A 14,864-nucleotide genomic window follows, 5' to 3' on the forward strand; every position below is an offset into this window, starting at 1 on the left:
ATGACTTATCCCGTGGTGATTTGAGCCGGCCGGCTTGCAGCCACGTTAAATAAGTCGCTAAACAGGCCGGGGACCTCTGTGATCCCGGCCCGTGGAAGTTATCCAGGCCGGTTTTTTTGTGACCATTTTCGATGGTCACGCAGAGGAGGTCCTATGTCGAAGTCCCCGGCGTCCGCCACGCAATACCGCCCCGAAACCCGCCTGGTCCATTCCGGCACCCTGCGCTCGCAATATGGCGAGACGTCGGAGGCGCTGTTCCTGACCCAGGGCTACGTCTACAACAGCGCCGAGGAGTGCGAGGCGCGGTTCAAGGGCGAGGACCCCGGCTTCATCTATTCGCGCTATTCCAACCCCACCATCGCGATGTTCGAGCGCCGCATGATCGAGCTCGAAGGCGCCGAAGCGGCCCGCTCGGCCGCGACCGGTATGGCCGCGGTGACGACCGCGATCCTGGCGCCGCTGAAGGCCGGCGATCACGTCGTCGCCTCGCGCGCGCTGTTCGGCTCGTGCCTCTATGTCATCCAGGACCTGTTGCCGCGCTACGGCATCGAGACAACGCTGGTCGACGGTTTCGATCTCGACCAATGGCAGCGTGCGCTGAAGCCGAACACCAAGACGTTCTTCCTGGAGAGCCCGACCAACCCGACCCTCGACGTGCTCGACATTCCCGCCATCGCCGAGATCGCGCATAGCGGCGGCGCGCGGCTCGTCGTCGACAACGTGTTCGCGACCCCGATCTGGCAGAGCCCGCTCGCTCTCGGTGCCGATGTCGTGGTCTATTCCGCGACCAAGCACATCGACGGCCAGGGCCGCTGTCTCGGCGGCATCATCCTGTCGTCGGAGGCGTTCGTCGCCGAGCACCTCCATAATTTCATGCGCCAGACCGGCCCGTCGATCTCGCCGTTCAACGCCTGGGTCCTGCTCAAGGGCCTGGAAACGCTGGCCGTGCGCGTGCGCGCGCAGACCGACACAGCGGCGCGCGTCGCAGACGTGCTGGCGGACCATCCCAAGATTTCGCGGCTGGTCTATCCCGGCCGCGCCGATCATCCGCAGGCAGCGCTCGTGAAGAAGCAGATGCGCGGCGGCTCGACGCTGGTCGGCTTCGAGGTGAAGGGCGGCAAGCAGGGTGCGTTCCGCATGCTCAACGAGCTCAAGCTGGCGAAGATCTCCAACAATCTCGGCGATGCCAAGAGTATCGTCACGCATCCGGCGACCACGACGCATCAGCGCCTGAAGCCGGAAGACCGCGCCGCCCTCGGCATCAGCGAGGGCTTCATCCGCTTCTCCGCAGGACTCGAGCATGCGGATGACCTGATCGAGGATCTGACGGCGGCGCTGGAGAAGGCGTGAGCCACACACTCGGACCCGTAGGGTGGGTTAGCCGCAAGGCGTAACCCACCTCTTCTGTCTCCGCGGAGATGAACAGTGGTGGGTTACGGCTTCGCCTAACCCACCCCACGGCACCGAACTACATCGGCCGGTACGCGCGCACATCGCCGGGCACGTTCACGCCGAGCTTGATCTGGCCGACTGAGCGGATGATGTCGTCGCCGAGGAGCTGGGCGAAGCAGGCGTAGCCCCAATCGTTCATGTGCAGTCCGTCGGCGATGACGAAGCTCTCGACCGGGATCGATTGGTTCTCGTGCCAGTCGCGCATCACCTCGAACCGCGGGAAGATGCCGACGTGACGGAGCTCGGCGACCTTGCCGAGCAGCTTCACCATCTTGCCGGCGCTCTCCTTGCGCTGGTTGACGGCCGGCGAATATTGCGGATCGACCAGCACGATGTCGGCGCCGCCGGCGGCCTGGATGCTGGCGATGCCGTCCTCGACGAGCTTGGCGGTGTCGCCGGGATCGAGGTTGCGCAGCACGGCGTTGGTGCCGACCTGCCAGATCACGAGATCCGGATGCACGTCGATCACCTCGGTCTGGAGGCGCTTCATCATCTCGGGCGCGTCCTCGCCGCCGACGCCGGCATTGATGACGGTGATGTCGGCGGTCGGATATTGCCGGCGCAGCTGCGTGGCGAGACGGTTCGGATAATTGAAATCGGGCGAGCTCGCGCCATAGCCGGCGGTCGAGGACGAGCCGAACGCGACGATCACGACCGGCTTGCCGGCAACGAGCTTGTTCGCGACATGCGGCAGCGAGCCCATCGCCTTCGAGCCGCCCTTCGGCGCGAGACACGGCACGCGGTTGAAGATGTCGCCCGCGGATTTGGCGACCTGCTTCACCCTGTCGATCGCGCGCCCGGTGATACCGCGCTGCTCCGCGGATGGGTGGGTGGCGGCAATTGTGGTCTGGGAGGGCGAGGCGGGCGCGGGATTAGCGGACTGCGCAGGCGCGGGCGTGCCCTGCGCGGCTTGAGCTTGAGCTTGAGCCTGCGCCACTGGCGTCAGCAACAGCAGGACCATTGCGGGTGCGGCCAGCCATGCCGTCAGGCGAAAAGGGTGGAGAGAACTCATTAACGCTAGACCTCAATTTTGCTGCTGGGTCGGCCCCAGATGGGCTGCGTCGATCACAAACTGTGCCAACGCCCGACCAAGGCAATCGTGGACCTGCTTCGCCAGCTCGGGCCCGCGGGACGGGCTGAACAGGTCGAACTGACCCTGATCATTCCACTGCCGCATGATCGCGAAACGGTCGAACAGCGGGACGTCATGCTCCTGCGCCACCACCCGCATATTGTCGAGATAGGGCGGTACCGAGATCATGGTTTCGGTGCGCGGGCTGTACTGCAAGTTCATCAACACGACGTCAGCCCCTGCATTTTGCAGCGCGGCAACCCCTTCGGTCACAGCACCGCGAAAATCGTCGGGATCGATGGCTCGGATAGCATCCACGGTCCCGGTCTGCCAGATGACCAAAGTAGGCCTTTTTGCTTCCATCAGCTTAACGAAGGTTCCAGCTGCCTCCTCCGCCGTTTTCTTGCTCTGTATTTCTACGGAGACGTGCACTGCTTCCGATGGCGGCAGCTTGTCCTTCAAAATGGCCTGCATGCGCGCTGGATATGAGGCGTCCTCGGAAGCCGGAATCGTGGTCGAACGGCTGCCGATGACCAGGATTTCGAGCGGTTTGCCGCCCTTGATGGCATCGGCCACCTTGGGAAGCTGGCTTTCGCTGGTCAGCAGATAGGACGGCAATTCGCAGGCTGGAGGCGCGGCCGGGACGGAAGGCGCAGCATCGCCCGCGCGCGCCGAGGGCGCGGCGAGGTTACCGCACAGCAGGACCAGGCTCAGGAGAACCTTCGCCTTCATCAGCCCCCTCCCGCCAGATCGGCGCTGCCGACGGCGTTTTTGGTCTTCGCACCACTCTTGTCAGCCACGCGTTTGTACCACGAAATCACCCATGCCACGCCCCACATGATCAGGATTCCGGAGAGACTAATTAGCGCATGCACGGCTGGGCCGCCGGAAACTTCGGCCAGGATGAAATGGCCTGCAAAAGCGAGGAAGACGCCGAGACAGAAGATCTCCAGGGAATGCGAGCCGCACAGGATCAGCGGCCGCAGCCAGGGCGATTTCAGGCCCGGCCAGTCGCGCGGCAGGAAACGCACGGTGAGTGCGGCGAGCGCCAGGAAATGCGTGAAGCGCAACACGTCGAGGTTAGTCTTGTCGATCGGATACATCCATTGCTCGAGCCGCTTCGGCATCAGATGGGGCACTTGCGGCACGTACCAGGTCAGCGTCACGTAGAACGCCGCCACGAGATAGGCGATCGAGATCCACATCGTCACCGGCGAAGCCAGAATACGTGACATGCGCCGCGCACCTCCGAGCGCACACCATGCACCGAAGACGAAAAGCAATTGCCAGGCCAGCGGATTGAACGCCCAGAAGCCGTTCGGATAGGCGGAGAAGTAGAGGTCGTATTCCCAGGTGGCGGCGTAGAGCGCGACCGAGAAGCCGAGCGTCAAATCGGGCTTCCACTTCATCGACCACAGGATCAGGGGCAGCGCCAGCATCAGCACGATGTAGAGCGGCAACACGTCCATGTTGACGGGACGGAAGCGGAGCAGCAGCGCCTGCACGATGGTGACGTCGGGCTGCTTGAGGAAATCCATGATGCCCATCTCTTCGGTGTAGAGCGGGTTCTCGAAGCTGGTCGCGACGTAGGAGATTTCGGCGAGGAAGATCGTGAACAGGAAGACGTGGGCGACGTAGATCTGCCAGACGCGCCGCATGATGCGCGCGGTGGCGATGACGACACCCGACTCCAGCATCGCCCGGCCGTAGACGAACGCCGCGGTGTAACCGGAGATGAAGATGAAGATCTCGGTGGCGTCGCTGAAGCCGTAGTTGCGGATCGTGAACCAGGTCAGCAGGCTTGCCGGCAGATGGTCGATGAAGATCAGCCACAGCGCGAGACCACGGAACAGGTCGAGCCTGAGCTCGCGCTCGCCGATGGCGGGCAGCGAGATGGCCGCGGCGGCGGCGCGCGGCTTCGCCTCTGCAGGCTTGGCCTCCACGGCGGTGGCGGTTCCTGCGATCGTCGATCCCGTCACTTGGTGGGCAATGGTCATCGGGGCCCGAAACCCTCACGCAAATCGCGACGTTGAAATGGAGTGTACCGGTCCGGCCGTGGTCTCGCAAAGCGGCCGGATCACATCGGGGTGTATTTCCCCGGGGGTGTACTTCCTCGCAAATTCTGGCGGGACGATGTCGCCAAGGCCGCCTGTGGCGTTTGGTTCCCGGGCGGATTTCGGTATGATGGCAGCCATGTACCGCGCCGTGACCCGCCAGATCGAAGTGACCGTCGAGCCGAATTTTGTTCCGGAGCAGTCGGCGGCCGACCGTTCCCGCTTTTTCTGGTCCTACACCATCGTCATCACCAATTCCGGCGACGAGACCGTGCAGCTCAAGACGCGGCACTGGATCATCACCGACGCCACCGGCCGGCAGCAGGAGGTGAAGGGCGAGGGCGTGGTCGGCGAGCAGCCGACCCTGGCCCCCGGCGAGCGCTTCGAATACACCTCCGGCGTCCCGCTCACGACCGCCTCCGGCTTCATGACCGGCCGCTACCAGATGGTCAGCGAAAGCGGCGAACGCTTCGAGATCGACGTGCCGACATTCTCGCTGGACAGCCCGGACAACAAGCGGGTGTTGAATTAGGGCGCTTTCGCAGTCCCGTCATCCTGAGGCGCGAGCGATGAGGCGCTAGGCGCCTCATCGGGAGCCTCGAAGGATGCACGGCCCCGATGCAGCCGGGCTGTCGCCCTTAGAGGCTTGCTCCGCGGCGCGATGCGCCGCAGAGCGCGCACCTCCAGCGACAACCGCTTCGCGGTTGCGCGGGGGTGACGGTTACAAGATTGATCCCCCATCAACGATTTTTGAATCTCAGACACGCCTTCGCAGCCTCGCGGCGCATCTCGCCCGAGTTTTGCTTCTTCTCTCGGCCCTCAAATCCAAGAGGGCGCAGGGAAGACCGGGTGCCGACGGGCACCCGCGGTCTGCTGCGCGAAAATGTAGCGCAAAGAGACCGCACAGCAGCATACAGGTGTCGCCGATCACTCGGCCTTCCCTGCGCGATGGTCGGACGGCTTATGCCGTGCTCTCCCGGGAGCCGAACTTTCCTTCTGGCCTCCCTCGCCCCGCGAATTGACGATGCCGTCCGCCCGGTTGGGCTCGCGCGCATCTCCGCAAAAGGCTTGACCGTAGCAACGACGGCCAGGACCACACGGTTTTGCCGTACGCTTCGGCGCCGCTCGTCCGCACGTGGCCACGGGCTCACAGGGACTACCCGCCCTGCCCGGACCTCTCGCGCACGACGCTGCCGCGTCCACCGCAGGCCCGGCTCGCAACTCGTGACGACGTACGATCGCCGCTCAAGGATGAGCCGGGATGAAGCGACACATACGCCATTTCCGAATTTCGGTAAAGTGGAATATTTTTACGAGGAGAGATTGACAGCCTTCGCAGGTGTTTTGCCCGTCGGGCAATTTGAAGCCTGCAGCTGGGCCATCGCCCTTCGAGGCCTCCGCTTCGCTACGGCACCTCAGGGTGACGGGGATGGAGTGGTGCTCGCAAAGACGGAGTATGACGCCTACGCGTCTTCCACGCCCGCCTCGTCCGGCGTGAATTCGTATACCGACGAGCAGAACTCGCAGGTCACGACGACCTTGTCGTCCTTGACCATGTCGGCGCGGTCCTCGGCCGAGAAGCTCTTCAGCATCGCACCGACCGCATCGCGCGAGCAGGAGCATTGCGCCTTGAGGACCAGCGGATTGAACACGCGCACGCCGCGTTCGTGGAATAGACGGTACAGCAGCCGCTCACCGGAGAGATCCGGATCGATCAGCTCGACGTCTTCGACGGTCTCGATCAGCGAGCGTGCCTCGACCCAGGCGTCGTCTTCAGCGACCGCGTGCACCTCGACGCCTTCGGGCGCATCGCCGGGGTGCAGATCGGCCTGCCGCGCGCGCTCCGGCGCCTTGGGCAGGAACTGCATCAGCATGCCGCCGGCGCGCCAGCGATGCTTGCCGCCGTCGTTCGAGCGCCACTCCTCGCCGACCGCAAGACGCACGCGCGTCGGGATCTGCTCGGAGCGCAGGAAATATTCGTGGGCGGCGTCTTCCAGGCTGCCGCCGTCGAGCGCGACCAGGCCCTGGTAGCGGCTCATGTCGGGGCCCTGGTCGATGGTCATGGCGAGATGACCGCGGCCGAGCAGCGTGCCGGAATCCCTGATATCGCCGAGACGCTCGGCATCAAAGCGCGCATAGGCGCGCAGGCGATCCGGCGCCTGGTAGTCGACGACCAGGAACGAGACCGGACCGTCGGTCTGGGCCTGGAGGATAAAGCGGCCCTCGAATTTCAGCGCCGAGCCGAGCAGGGTCGTCAGCACGATGGCCTCGCCGAGCAGCTTGCCCACCGCAGGGGGATAATCGTGCTTGGTCAGGATCTCGTCGAGCGCCGGGCCGAGCCGCACCAGCCGCCCGCGTACGTCGAGCGCGTCGACCTCGTAGGGCAGCACGGCATCGTCGATCGGAACCGCCGATGGCGCGCGAACCGGGCCTTCGGGCCCGGTTTTCATGTCAGGGGATTGGGAAACCATGGCGCATTATCTGGGGTCGGAGGGCGGAAATGGAAGGGGGTGCGGGGTGCCTCAAACTCAGTGTCGTCCCGGGGCGCGCGGAGCGCGAACCCGGGATCCATAACCACAGGATGACGTGATAGCGCGAGATGGACAACTCCGAGTCATCGCTACACGACGTCCTGTGGTTATGGATCCCGGATCTGCGCGCCGCTGCGCGGCGCTTGTCCGGGACGACAGCGGAGGGTGGCGCAGCAGCCCACTCTACCGCCGCTTCACTTCACCGCATCAAAACACCAGGCCAGAATGCCCTTCTGCGCGTGCAGGCGGTTTTCGGCCTCGTCGAACACGACCGATTGCGGGCCGTCGATCACGTCATCCGTGACTTCCTCGCCGCGATGGGCGGGCAGGCAGTGCATGAACAGCGCGTCGGGCTTGGCCAGCGACATCAGCTTCGCATTGACCTGGTAGGGCTTGAGCACGTTGTGGCGATGCTCGCCTTCCTTGTCGCCCATCGACACCCAGGTGTCGGTGACGACGCAATCGGCGCCCTTCACGGCGGCCTCCGGATCGGTGCCGAGCATGATCGGCGCGCCGGTCGCCTTGATGAAATCGCGCATGACTTTCTTCGGCGCGAGCTCCGGCGGGGTTGCGACGTTGAGCTGGAACTTGAACCGCTCGGCGGCATGAGCCCACGAGGCCAGAACGTTGTTGTCGTCGCCGGTCCAGGCCACCGTCCTGCCCTCGATCGAGCCGCGATGCTCCTCAAAGGTCATCAGGTCGGCCATCACCTGGCAAGGATGCGACCGGCGCGTCAGGCCGTTGATGACGGGCACCGTCGCATATTCGGCAAGCTCGAGCAGCGCATCGTGGTTGAGGATGCGGATCATGATGGCGTCGACATAGCGCGACAGCACGCGCGCGGTATCGGCGATGGTCTCGCCACGGCCGAGCTGCATCTCGGCACCGGTGAGCATGATGGGCTCGCCGCCGAGCTGGCGCATGGCGACATCGAACGACACGCGGGTGCGGGTCGAGGGACGCTCGAAGATCATCGCCAGGGTCTTGCCTTCGAGCGGCCTGACCGGCTGATGCGCCTTCTGCTTCGCCTTCATGGCGGAGGATGCGGCGAGCATGCTCTTGAGTTCCGACAGCGGCAGCTCGTTGATATCGAGGAAGTGCTTCGGGGACTTGCTCATCAGCTTGCCGCCCGCTTGGTCTGACTGGACGAGATTGCGGCGCAGGCGCGCTCGAGCCGCCCGACGCTGTCCTCGATTTCGGCTTCGGTGACGATCAAGGGCGGCAGGAACCGCACGACATTGTCGCCGGCGCCGACCGTGAGCAGTTTTTCGTTCCGCAACGCCGCGACGAGATCGCCGGATGGCACCACGGCCTTGATGCCGATCAGCAGGCCCTCGCCGCGCACTTCGCTGACCACGTCGGGATGGCGGTCGATCACGGAGGCGAGCTTCTGCTTGAGCAGCAGCGACATCTTCTGCACGTGGTCGAAGAAGCCGGGCTTGAGCATGACGTCGAGCACGGCGTTCGCAGCCGCGATCGCCAGCGGGTTGCCGCCGAAGGTCGAGCCGTGCGAGCCGGGGCCCATGCCGGACGCCGCGTCCGCGGTCGCCAGCACCGCGCCGATCGGGAAGCCGCCGCCGAGCGCCTTGGCCAGCGACATCACGTCGGGTGTGACGCCGGTGCGGCGATGCGCGAACAGATCGCCGGTGCGGCCCATGCCGGTCTGCACCTCGTCGAACGCCAGCAGCAGCCCCTTGTCGTCGCAGACCTGGCGCAACGCCCTCAGGAACGCGGGCGTCGCCGAACGCACGCCGCCCTCGCCCTGGATCGGCTCGATCAGGATACCGGCGGTCTGCGGACCGATCGCCTTCTTGACGGCTTCGATGTCGCCGTGCGGGACCTGGTCGAAACCGTCCATCGGCGGGCCGAAGCCTTCGAGATATTTTGCCGATCCGGTCGCCGCCAGCGTCGCCAGCGTGCGGCCGTGGAAGGCGCCTTCGAAGGTGATGATGCGATAGCGCTCCGGATGCCCCTTGGAGAAGTGATGATGGCGGACCAGCTTGATCACACCCTCCAGCGCCTCGGCGCCGGAATTGCAGAAGAACACGAAGTCCGCGAAACTCTCGCTGCACAGACGCGCGGCGAGCTTCTCGCCGTCCGGGCTCTGGAACAGGTTCGACATGTGCCAGAGTTTCGTCGCCTGCTCCTGCAACGCCTTGACCAGCGCGGGATGGGCATGGCCGAGCGCATTCACCGCCACGCCCGAGGTGAAATCGAGATAGCGCTCGCCATTGGTCGCGATCAGCCAGCAGCCTTCGCCGCGCTCGAAACCGAGGTCGGACCTGGCGAAAACGGGGAGCAAATGCGGCGCTGCGCTGTTAGTCATGACGGTCACTTGAATGTTGCGGACGATGAGCGTGCATTACGCAACGCACCATTCACCGGCCCGGAAAACGAAACATGCCGCCTTTTAAGGGCGGCACGCGGGACTATCTTATGCCCCGTGAAACGGGTGTCAATGCCGCCTGGAAAGCCTCGCGAAACGATGAATCCGTAGTCTTGCGGTGGCGATCTTGCGTGTTTTCGCGACGGAACATGTGGAAGCGAGTCGGCGGACTCTTGCGCGTGAGTCACGCCATATTGTAGCGTTTGGCTTGTCAGATACGACATCTCGTGCGGCAGTTCTGATCTCTAAGTCCTCATGTACCGGCGTAAACGTTCGGGCGGCTCTCGATGCCCGGCGAGCCTTAAGGGATTCTGACGGCACGGGTTTTTCGAGGCTTAGGCATTCGCTGTGCAGCCCCAGGATGGCAGGCGCGCGGCGAAGGAAAGGGTGCAATGACGGTTTTGACCTGGTCGGATGATCGCGTCGAGCAACTGAAGAAGCTCTGGGAGGCCGGGTTGTCGGCCAGCCAGATCGCGGCAGAGCTCGGTAATGTCACCCGCAACGCCGTGATCGGCAAGGTGCACAGGCTCGGCCTGTCCGGCCGCGCCAAGAGCCCTTCATCCGCTGCGCCGCGGCCGCGCAAGGCGCGTCCCGCCCAGCACATGATGCGGGTGAGCCGGCCCATCGCACGCGGCAACACCGCGCTGGCTCAGGCCTTCGAGGTCGAGGTCGAGGCCGAACCTGTTACCTACGACAACGTGGTGCCGATGAGCCAGCGGCTGTCGCTGCTGGAGCTCAACGAGGCGACCTGCCACTGGCCGGTCGGCGATCCCTCGAGCCCGGACTTCTTCTTCTGCGGCGGCAAGGCGCTCTCCGGCCTGCCCTATTGCGCCCAGCACTCGCGGGTTGCGTATCAGCCGGCAGCGGATCGCCGGCGCGCGCCGGCCAAGCCAGGTCCGCGCTGAGTTAGCGGAATTCTCTGATTGCCAAGACGGGTGCCGTCACACGATGACGGCTCCAGATACTCGGTGTCATCCCCGCGGACGTGGGGATCCATAACCACAGGGCGCAGTTGTTGCGAGCGATGGTTACTCCGAGTCTTCGCCAAACCACATCCTGTGGTTATGGATCCCGGGCTCGCGCTACGCGCGCCCCGGGATGACAGCGGAGATTGCTGCCGCAGCTACCAAGCAACAGCCTTTAAATCACCTTACGTCTGCTCCGCCTTCGCAAACCGATCGTCGAGCGCATAGCCGGCGCCGCGGACGGTGCGGATCGGGTCCTGCTCGCGGCCGAGATTGAGCAGCTTGCGCAGGCGGCCGATATGCACGTCGACGGTGCGTTCATCGATGTAGATGTCGCGGCCCCAGACGCTGTCGAGCAGCTGCTCGCGCGAGAACACGCGGCCGGGATGCTCCAGGAAGAACTCCAGCAGGCGATATTCGGTCGGGCCGAGGTCGATCGGACGGCCCGAGCGCGCCACGCGGCGCTTGTCGCGATCAAGCTCGATGTCGCCGTAGGCCAGCACGGTGGCGAGCCGCTCCGGACTGGCGCGGCGCAGCAGGCCCTTCACGCGCGCCAGCAGCTCCGGCACCGAGAACGGCTTGACGATGTAGTCGTCCGCGCCGGTCGCAAGTCCCCGCACCCGCTCGCTCTCCTCGCCGCGCGCGGTGAGCATGATGATCGGCAGCTGCTTGGTCTCCGGCCTGGTGCGAAGCCGCCGGCACAATTCGATGCCGGACAGCCCCGGCAGCATCCAGTCGAGCACGATCAGGTCGGGGATGTGCTCCTTGAGACGGGTGTCGGCGTCGTCGCCGCGCATCACCGTCTCGACGTCATAGCCGTCGCCTTCGAGGTTGTAGCGAAGCAGCTCGGTGAGAGCTTCCTCGTCTTCAACCACCATAATGCGTGCGCCCATCGGGTCGTCGCTCCTCAAGTCGTCAGGTATTCGGGATTGTCGTGGCGAAGGTCGTCATGTCGCCCTTCGGCCGCTTGTCGGTGATCGCCTGACCTTCGATCATGTAGAACACGGTCTCGGCGATGTTGGTGGCGTGATCGCCGATGCGCTCGATGTTCTTGGCGCAGAACATCAGATGGATGCAGAACGAGATGTTGCGCGGATCCTCCATCATGTAGGTCAGGAGCTCGCGGAACAGCGAGGTGCAGATGGCATCGACTTCCTCGTCGCCCTTCCACACCGCCATCGCCGCCGGCAGATCGTGCGCGGCATAGGCGTCCAGCACCGACTTGACCTGCTGCTGCACGAGGTCGGTCATGTGCTCGAGACCGCGGAACAGCTTGAGCGGATGGAAATCCGTCTCCAGCGCCGCGACGCGCTTGCCCATGTTCTTGGCGAGGTCGCCGATGCGCTCGAGATCGGTCGCGACGCGCATCGCGCCGACGATCTCGCGCAAATCGACCGCCATCGGCTGGCGGCGCGCGATTGTGAGCACGGCGCGCTCCTCGATCTTCTTCTGCAGTGCGTCGAGCTCGGCGTCGATGGTGACGACGCGCTGACCAAGCGCGACGTCGCGGCGGATCAGCGCGTCGACGGAATCGACGATCATGCGCTCGGCGATGCCGCCCATTTCCGCGACCAGCCGGGTGAGTTCCTGCAGGTCGGTGTCGAAGGCCTTTGCGGTATGTTCAGTACCCATGTCCCGTCTCCTCAGCCGAACCGGCCGGTGATGTAATCCTGGGTGCGCCGATCGGTCGGCGACGTGAAGATCTTGCTGGTGTCGTCGAACTCGATCAATTCGCCGAGATACATGAAGGCGGTCTTGTCGGAGACGCGCGCCGCCTGCTGCATGTTGTGGGTGACGATCGCGATCGTGTAGTTCTCGGACAGCTCCTGGATCAGCTCCTCGACCTTGGCGGTCGAGATCGGATCGAGCGCCGAGCACGGCTCGTCGAACAGGATCACTTCGGGCCGCACCGCGACGGTGCGGGCGATGCACAGACGCTGCTGCTGGCCGCCGGAGAGCGACAGGCCCGACGCGTTGAGCTTGTCCTTGACCTCGTTCCAAAGCGCGCCGCCGCGCAGCGCCTTCTCGACGCGGTCGTCCATCTCGGACTTCGAGATCTTCTCGTAGAGACGGATGCCGAAGGCGATGTTCTCGTAGATCGTCATCGGGAACGGCGTCGGCTTCTGGAACACCATGCCGACGCGAGCGCGCAGCAGGTTGAGATCGAGCCTGGGGTCGAGGATATTGGTCTGGTCGAGCATGAGCTGGCCGCTGGCGCGCTGGCCCGGATAGAGGTCGTACATCCGGTTGAAGATGCGCAGCAGGGTCGACTTGCCGCAGCCCGACGGGCCGATGAACGCCGTGACGCGGTTGGTGCCGAGCGCCAGGTTGATGTTCTTCAGCGCGTGGTGCTCCCCGTAATAGAAGTTCAGGTTGCGCACCGTCACCTTGGCGGGGGCCTCGGGCAGCACCGACGCCTGGGGCAAGCCACCGGCCGCGCTCATCGATACGGAAAGCTCACTCATTTTGCGGTCCTCTCGGCGCCAAGGATGCGCGCGCCAATATTCAGGGCAAGAACGGTCAGGGTGATGAGCAGCGCGCCGCTCCAGGCGAGCTGCTTCCAATAGGCGTAGGGGCTCTGCACGAAGTTGTTGATCGTGACCGGCAGGTTCGCCATCGTCTTGTTCAGGCTGAGGCTGAAGAACTGGTTCGACAGCGCGGTGAACAGCAGCGGCGCGGTCTCGCCGGCGACGCGGGCGGTCGCGAGCAGCACGCCGGTGATGAGGCCGGAGCGGGCAGCACGATAAGCGATGCGTTTGATCACCAGCGAGCGCGGCAGACCGAGCGCGGAGGCCGCCTCGCGCAGCGCGTTCGGCACCAGCAGCAGCATGTCCTCGGTCGTGCGCAGCACCACCGGGATGACGATGACCGCCAGCGCGAGCGCGCCCGCGATCGCCGAGAAGCCGCGCATCGGCACCACCACCGCGCCGTAGATGAACAGGCCGATGATGATCGAGGGCGCCGAGAGCAGGATGTCGTTGATGAAGCGGATCACCGAGGTCAGGCGATCGTTGCGGCCGTATTCGGCGAGGTAGGTGCCGGCGAACATGCCGAGCGGCGCACCGATGCCGACGCCGATCACGGTCATGATCAGCGAGCCGACGATGGCGTTGAGCAGACCGCCTTCGTTCGAGCCGGGCGGCGGCGTGTTCTCGGTGAACAACTGGACGTTCAGGCCGGCAAGGCCGTTGTACAGCAGCGTGATCAGGATCAGCGCGAGCCAGGTGACGCCGAAGGCGGCGGCTGCGAAGCAGAGGCCGCGGATGACGAAGTCCTTGCGGCGGCGGCGTGAATAGATCGGATTCATGGCGCTAGTTCCCCGCCTTCTTTTCCAGCCGCATCAGCATCAGCCGCGCTCCCGCGAGCACGAAGAACGTCAGCACGAACAGCAGCAGGCCGAGCAGGATCAGGCCGGACTGGTGCAGGCCGTCGCTCTCGGCGAATTCGGATGCGATCGCCGCCGAGATCGTGGTGCCCGGCGCGAAGATCGACGAGGAGATCCGGAACGAATTGCCGATGATGAAGGTCACCGCCATGGTCTCGCCGAGCGCACGGCCCAGCGCCAGCATGACGCCGCCGATGATGCCGACACGGGTGTAGGGGATCACCACGCTGCGGACGACTTCCCAGGTGGTGCAGCCGACGCCGTAGGCGGCTTCCTTCAGCACCGGCGGCACCGTCTTGAACACGTCGACCGAGATCGAGGTGATGAAGGGCAGCACCATGATCGCGAGGATCAGCGCGGCATTGAACAGGCTGAGATAGGACGGCGGGCCGGCGAAGATCGCGCCGAGCACGGGAACGCCGTCGAAGATCTTGATCATGAACGGCTGGAAGCTGTTGGCCAGGAACGGGCCCAGCACGAAGAAGCCCCACATGCCGTAGATGATCGAGGGAATGCCGGCGAGCAGCTCGATCGCCATGCCGATCGGACGGCGCAGCCATTGCGGACACAGCTCGGTCAGGAAGATCGCAATGCCGATGCCGACGGGAATGGCGATCAGCATCGCGATGAAGGAGGTGACGAGCGTGCCGTACATCGGTCCGAGCGCGCCGAGCACCGGCGGATCGGCGGACGGCGCCCAGCGCTGCGTCCACAGGAAGGAGAGGCCGTATTCCTTCATCGCCGGATAGGCACCGACGATCAGCGAAATGATGATGCCGCCGAGGATCAGCAGCACGGAGATCGCGCTCAGGCGCGTGATCCAGTAAAACGTGACGTCCCCGAGCTTGAACGCGCTCAACGCCTTGGCGCGATCATAAGGTCCGGCGGCATCAACTACATTGCGCTCGACAGCCATCTCAGCCACGCCGATCCCCTGTACTAACAATACTTGCTTTTAGGTCGCCGGTCTCGCGCCCCGGATGCCTTGCAGCGCGAAGCGGTGCGACGCTGATCCGGGG

At 64.7% G+C, this 14,864-nt stretch carries 14 protein-coding genes and 1 riboswitch; of the genes, 3 read left to right on the forward strand and 11 right to left on the reverse strand.

Annotated elements, in window-relative coordinates:
- Positions 1-2: 2 nt before the first annotated feature.
- Positions 3-82, forward strand: a riboswitch (SAM riboswitch).
- 71 nt (positions 83-153) lie between these two features.
- Positions 154-1,350 carry an O-succinylhomoserine sulfhydrylase gene (locus F8237_RS12885; protein WP_151645179.1) on the forward strand — a complete coding sequence of 399 codons (1,197 nt, stop codon included), beginning with the start codon at positions 154-156 and terminating at the stop codon, positions 1,348-1,350.
- A 118-nt stretch (positions 1,351-1,468) separates the two neighbouring features.
- Here F8237_RS12885 and F8237_RS12890 read toward each other — a convergent pair whose 3' ends face one another.
- From F8237_RS12890 to F8237_RS12900, 3 genes are read right to left on the reverse strand one after another with little or no spacing between them, the layout of a single operon-like run.
- A complete protein-coding gene (locus F8237_RS12890) occupies positions 1,469-2,464 on the reverse strand; it encodes an SGNH/GDSL hydrolase family protein (protein ID WP_151645181.1) in 996 nt (331 codons plus the stop codon).
- Positions 2,465-2,476: 12 nt separating this feature from the next.
- A complete protein-coding gene (locus tag F8237_RS12895; protein WP_151645183.1) occupies positions 2,477-3,256 on the reverse strand; it encodes an SGNH/GDSL hydrolase family protein in 780 nt (259 codons plus the stop codon).
- Positions 3,256-4,521: an OpgC domain-containing protein gene (locus tag F8237_RS12900; RefSeq protein WP_151645185.1), complete on the reverse strand. Its 1,266-nt coding sequence runs from the start codon at positions 4,519-4,521 to the stop codon at positions 3,256-3,258. Before F8237_RS12900 ends, F8237_RS12895 begins: the two co-directional genes overlap by 1 nt.
- A gap of 196 nt (positions 4,522-4,717) precedes the next feature.
- Between F8237_RS12900 and apaG the strand changes: the two genes are divergently transcribed.
- Positions 4,718-5,110 (forward strand): Co2+/Mg2+ efflux protein ApaG, encoded by a 393-nt coding sequence (gene apaG, locus F8237_RS12905; RefSeq protein ID WP_162006370.1) that lies wholly within the window; start codon positions 4,718-4,720, stop codon positions 5,108-5,110.
- Positions 5,111-6,041: 931 nt separating this feature from the next.
- On the opposite strand, the gene F8237_RS12920 is transcribed toward apaG, so the two are convergent.
- From F8237_RS12920 to F8237_RS12930, 3 genes are all read right to left on the reverse strand, one after another.
- Positions 6,042-7,049: an Hsp33 family molecular chaperone gene (locus F8237_RS12920; RefSeq protein ID WP_151645189.1), complete on the reverse strand. Its 1,008-nt coding sequence runs from the start codon at positions 7,047-7,049 to the stop codon at positions 6,042-6,044.
- 254 nt (positions 7,050-7,303) lie between these two features.
- Positions 7,304-8,227, reverse strand: coding sequence for an ornithine carbamoyltransferase (gene argF / locus F8237_RS12925; RefSeq protein WP_151645191.1), 924 nt, complete (start codon positions 8,225-8,227; stop codon positions 7,304-7,306).
- On the reverse strand, positions 8,227-9,435 hold the full coding sequence (locus F8237_RS12930) for an aspartate aminotransferase family protein (RefSeq protein ID WP_162006023.1): 1,209 nt from the start codon (positions 9,433-9,435) through the stop codon (positions 8,227-8,229). Before F8237_RS12930 ends, argF begins: the two co-directional genes overlap by 1 nt.
- 452 nt (positions 9,436-9,887) lie before the next feature.
- Between F8237_RS12930 and F8237_RS12935 the strand changes: the two genes are divergently transcribed.
- Complete coding sequence (locus F8237_RS12935; protein ID WP_015689154.1) at positions 9,888-10,400, forward strand: GcrA family cell cycle regulator; 513 nt, start codon at positions 9,888-9,890, stop codon at positions 10,398-10,400.
- Positions 10,401-10,645: 245 nt separating this feature from the next.
- On the opposite strand, the gene phoB is transcribed toward F8237_RS12935, so the two are convergent.
- Genes phoB through pstC form a run of 5 tightly spaced genes read right to left on the reverse strand, consistent with a single transcriptional unit; the run spans position 10,646 to position 14,761 of the window.
- Positions 10,646-11,353 (reverse strand): phosphate regulon transcriptional regulator PhoB, encoded by a 708-nt coding sequence (gene phoB / locus F8237_RS12940; RefSeq protein WP_008143479.1) that lies wholly within the window; start codon positions 11,351-11,353, stop codon positions 10,646-10,648.
- A 22-nt stretch (positions 11,354-11,375) separates the two neighbouring features.
- Positions 11,376-12,092 carry a phosphate signaling complex protein PhoU gene (gene phoU, locus F8237_RS12945; RefSeq protein ID WP_151645196.1) on the reverse strand — a complete coding sequence of 239 codons (717 nt, stop codon included), beginning with the start codon at positions 12,090-12,092 and terminating at the stop codon, positions 11,376-11,378.
- Positions 12,093-12,103: 11 nt separating this feature from the next.
- Positions 12,104-12,925, reverse strand: coding sequence for a phosphate ABC transporter ATP-binding protein PstB (gene pstB / locus F8237_RS12950; RefSeq protein WP_151645198.1), 822 nt, complete (start codon positions 12,923-12,925; stop codon positions 12,104-12,106).
- On the reverse strand, positions 12,922-13,767 hold the full coding sequence (gene pstA / locus F8237_RS12955; protein ID WP_151645200.1) for a phosphate ABC transporter permease PstA: 846 nt from the start codon (positions 13,765-13,767) through the stop codon (positions 12,922-12,924). Before pstA ends, pstB begins: the two co-directional genes overlap by 4 nt.
- 4 nt (positions 13,768-13,771) lie before the next feature.
- Positions 13,772-14,761, reverse strand: a complete 990-nt coding sequence (gene pstC, locus F8237_RS12960; RefSeq protein WP_162006371.1) for a phosphate ABC transporter permease subunit PstC — start codon at positions 14,759-14,761, stop codon at positions 13,772-13,774.
- Positions 14,762-14,864 lie beyond the last annotated feature (103 nt).

Origin of the sequence: Bradyrhizobium betae (genome assembly GCF_008932115.1) — a bacterium.
In the GTDB taxonomy this organism is placed as follows: Bacteria; Pseudomonadota; Alphaproteobacteria; order Rhizobiales; family Xanthobacteraceae; genus Bradyrhizobium; species Bradyrhizobium betae.

What these genes read in the sequence shown, in the direction of transcription:
- F8237_RS12935 (WP_015689154.1), top strand. Translation starts at nt 9,888, where the DNA reads ATGACGGTTTTGACCTGGTCGGATGATCGCGTCGAGCAACTGAAGAAG.
- pstB (WP_151645198.1), bottom strand. Translation starts at nt 12,925, where the DNA reads ATGAGTGAGCTTTCCGTATCGATGAGCGCGGCCGGTGGCTTGCCCCAG.
- apaG (WP_162006370.1), top strand. Translation starts at nt 4,718, where the DNA reads ATGTACCGCGCCGTGACCCGCCAGATCGAAGTGACCGTCGAGCCGAAT.
- pstC (WP_162006371.1), bottom strand. Translation starts at nt 14,761, where the DNA reads ATGGCTGTCGAGCGCAATGTAGTTGATGCCGCCGGACCTTATGATCGC.
- phoB (WP_008143479.1), bottom strand. Translation starts at nt 11,353, where the DNA reads ATGGGCGCACGCATTATGGTGGTTGAAGACGAGGAAGCTCTCACCGAG.
- F8237_RS12895 (WP_151645183.1), bottom strand. Translation starts at nt 3,256, where the DNA reads ATGAAGGCGAAGGTTCTCCTGAGCCTGGTCCTGCTGTGCGGTAACCTC.
- F8237_RS12885 (WP_151645179.1), top strand. Translation starts at nt 154, where the DNA reads ATGTCGAAGTCCCCGGCGTCCGCCACGCAATACCGCCCCGAAACCCGC.
- F8237_RS12900 (WP_151645185.1), bottom strand. Translation starts at nt 4,521, where the DNA reads ATGACCATTGCCCACCAAGTGACGGGATCGACGATCGCAGGAACCGCC.
- argF (WP_151645191.1), bottom strand. Translation starts at nt 8,227, where the DNA reads ATGAGCAAGTCCCCGAAGCACTTCCTCGATATCAACGAGCTGCCGCTG.
- pstA (WP_151645200.1), bottom strand. Translation starts at nt 13,767, where the DNA reads ATGAATCCGATCTATTCACGCCGCCGCCGCAAGGACTTCGTCATCCGC.
- F8237_RS12920 (WP_151645189.1), bottom strand. Translation starts at nt 7,049, where the DNA reads ATGGTTTCCCAATCCCCTGACATGAAAACCGGGCCCGAAGGCCCGGTT.
- phoU (WP_151645196.1), bottom strand. Translation starts at nt 12,092, where the DNA reads ATGGGTACTGAACATACCGCAAAGGCCTTCGACACCGACCTGCAGGAA.
- F8237_RS12930 (WP_162006023.1), bottom strand. Translation starts at nt 9,435, where the DNA reads ATGACTAACAGCGCAGCGCCGCATTTGCTCCCCGTTTTCGCCAGGTCC.
- F8237_RS12890 (WP_151645181.1), bottom strand. Translation starts at nt 2,464, where the DNA reads ATGAGTTCTCTCCACCCTTTTCGCCTGACGGCATGGCTGGCCGCACCC.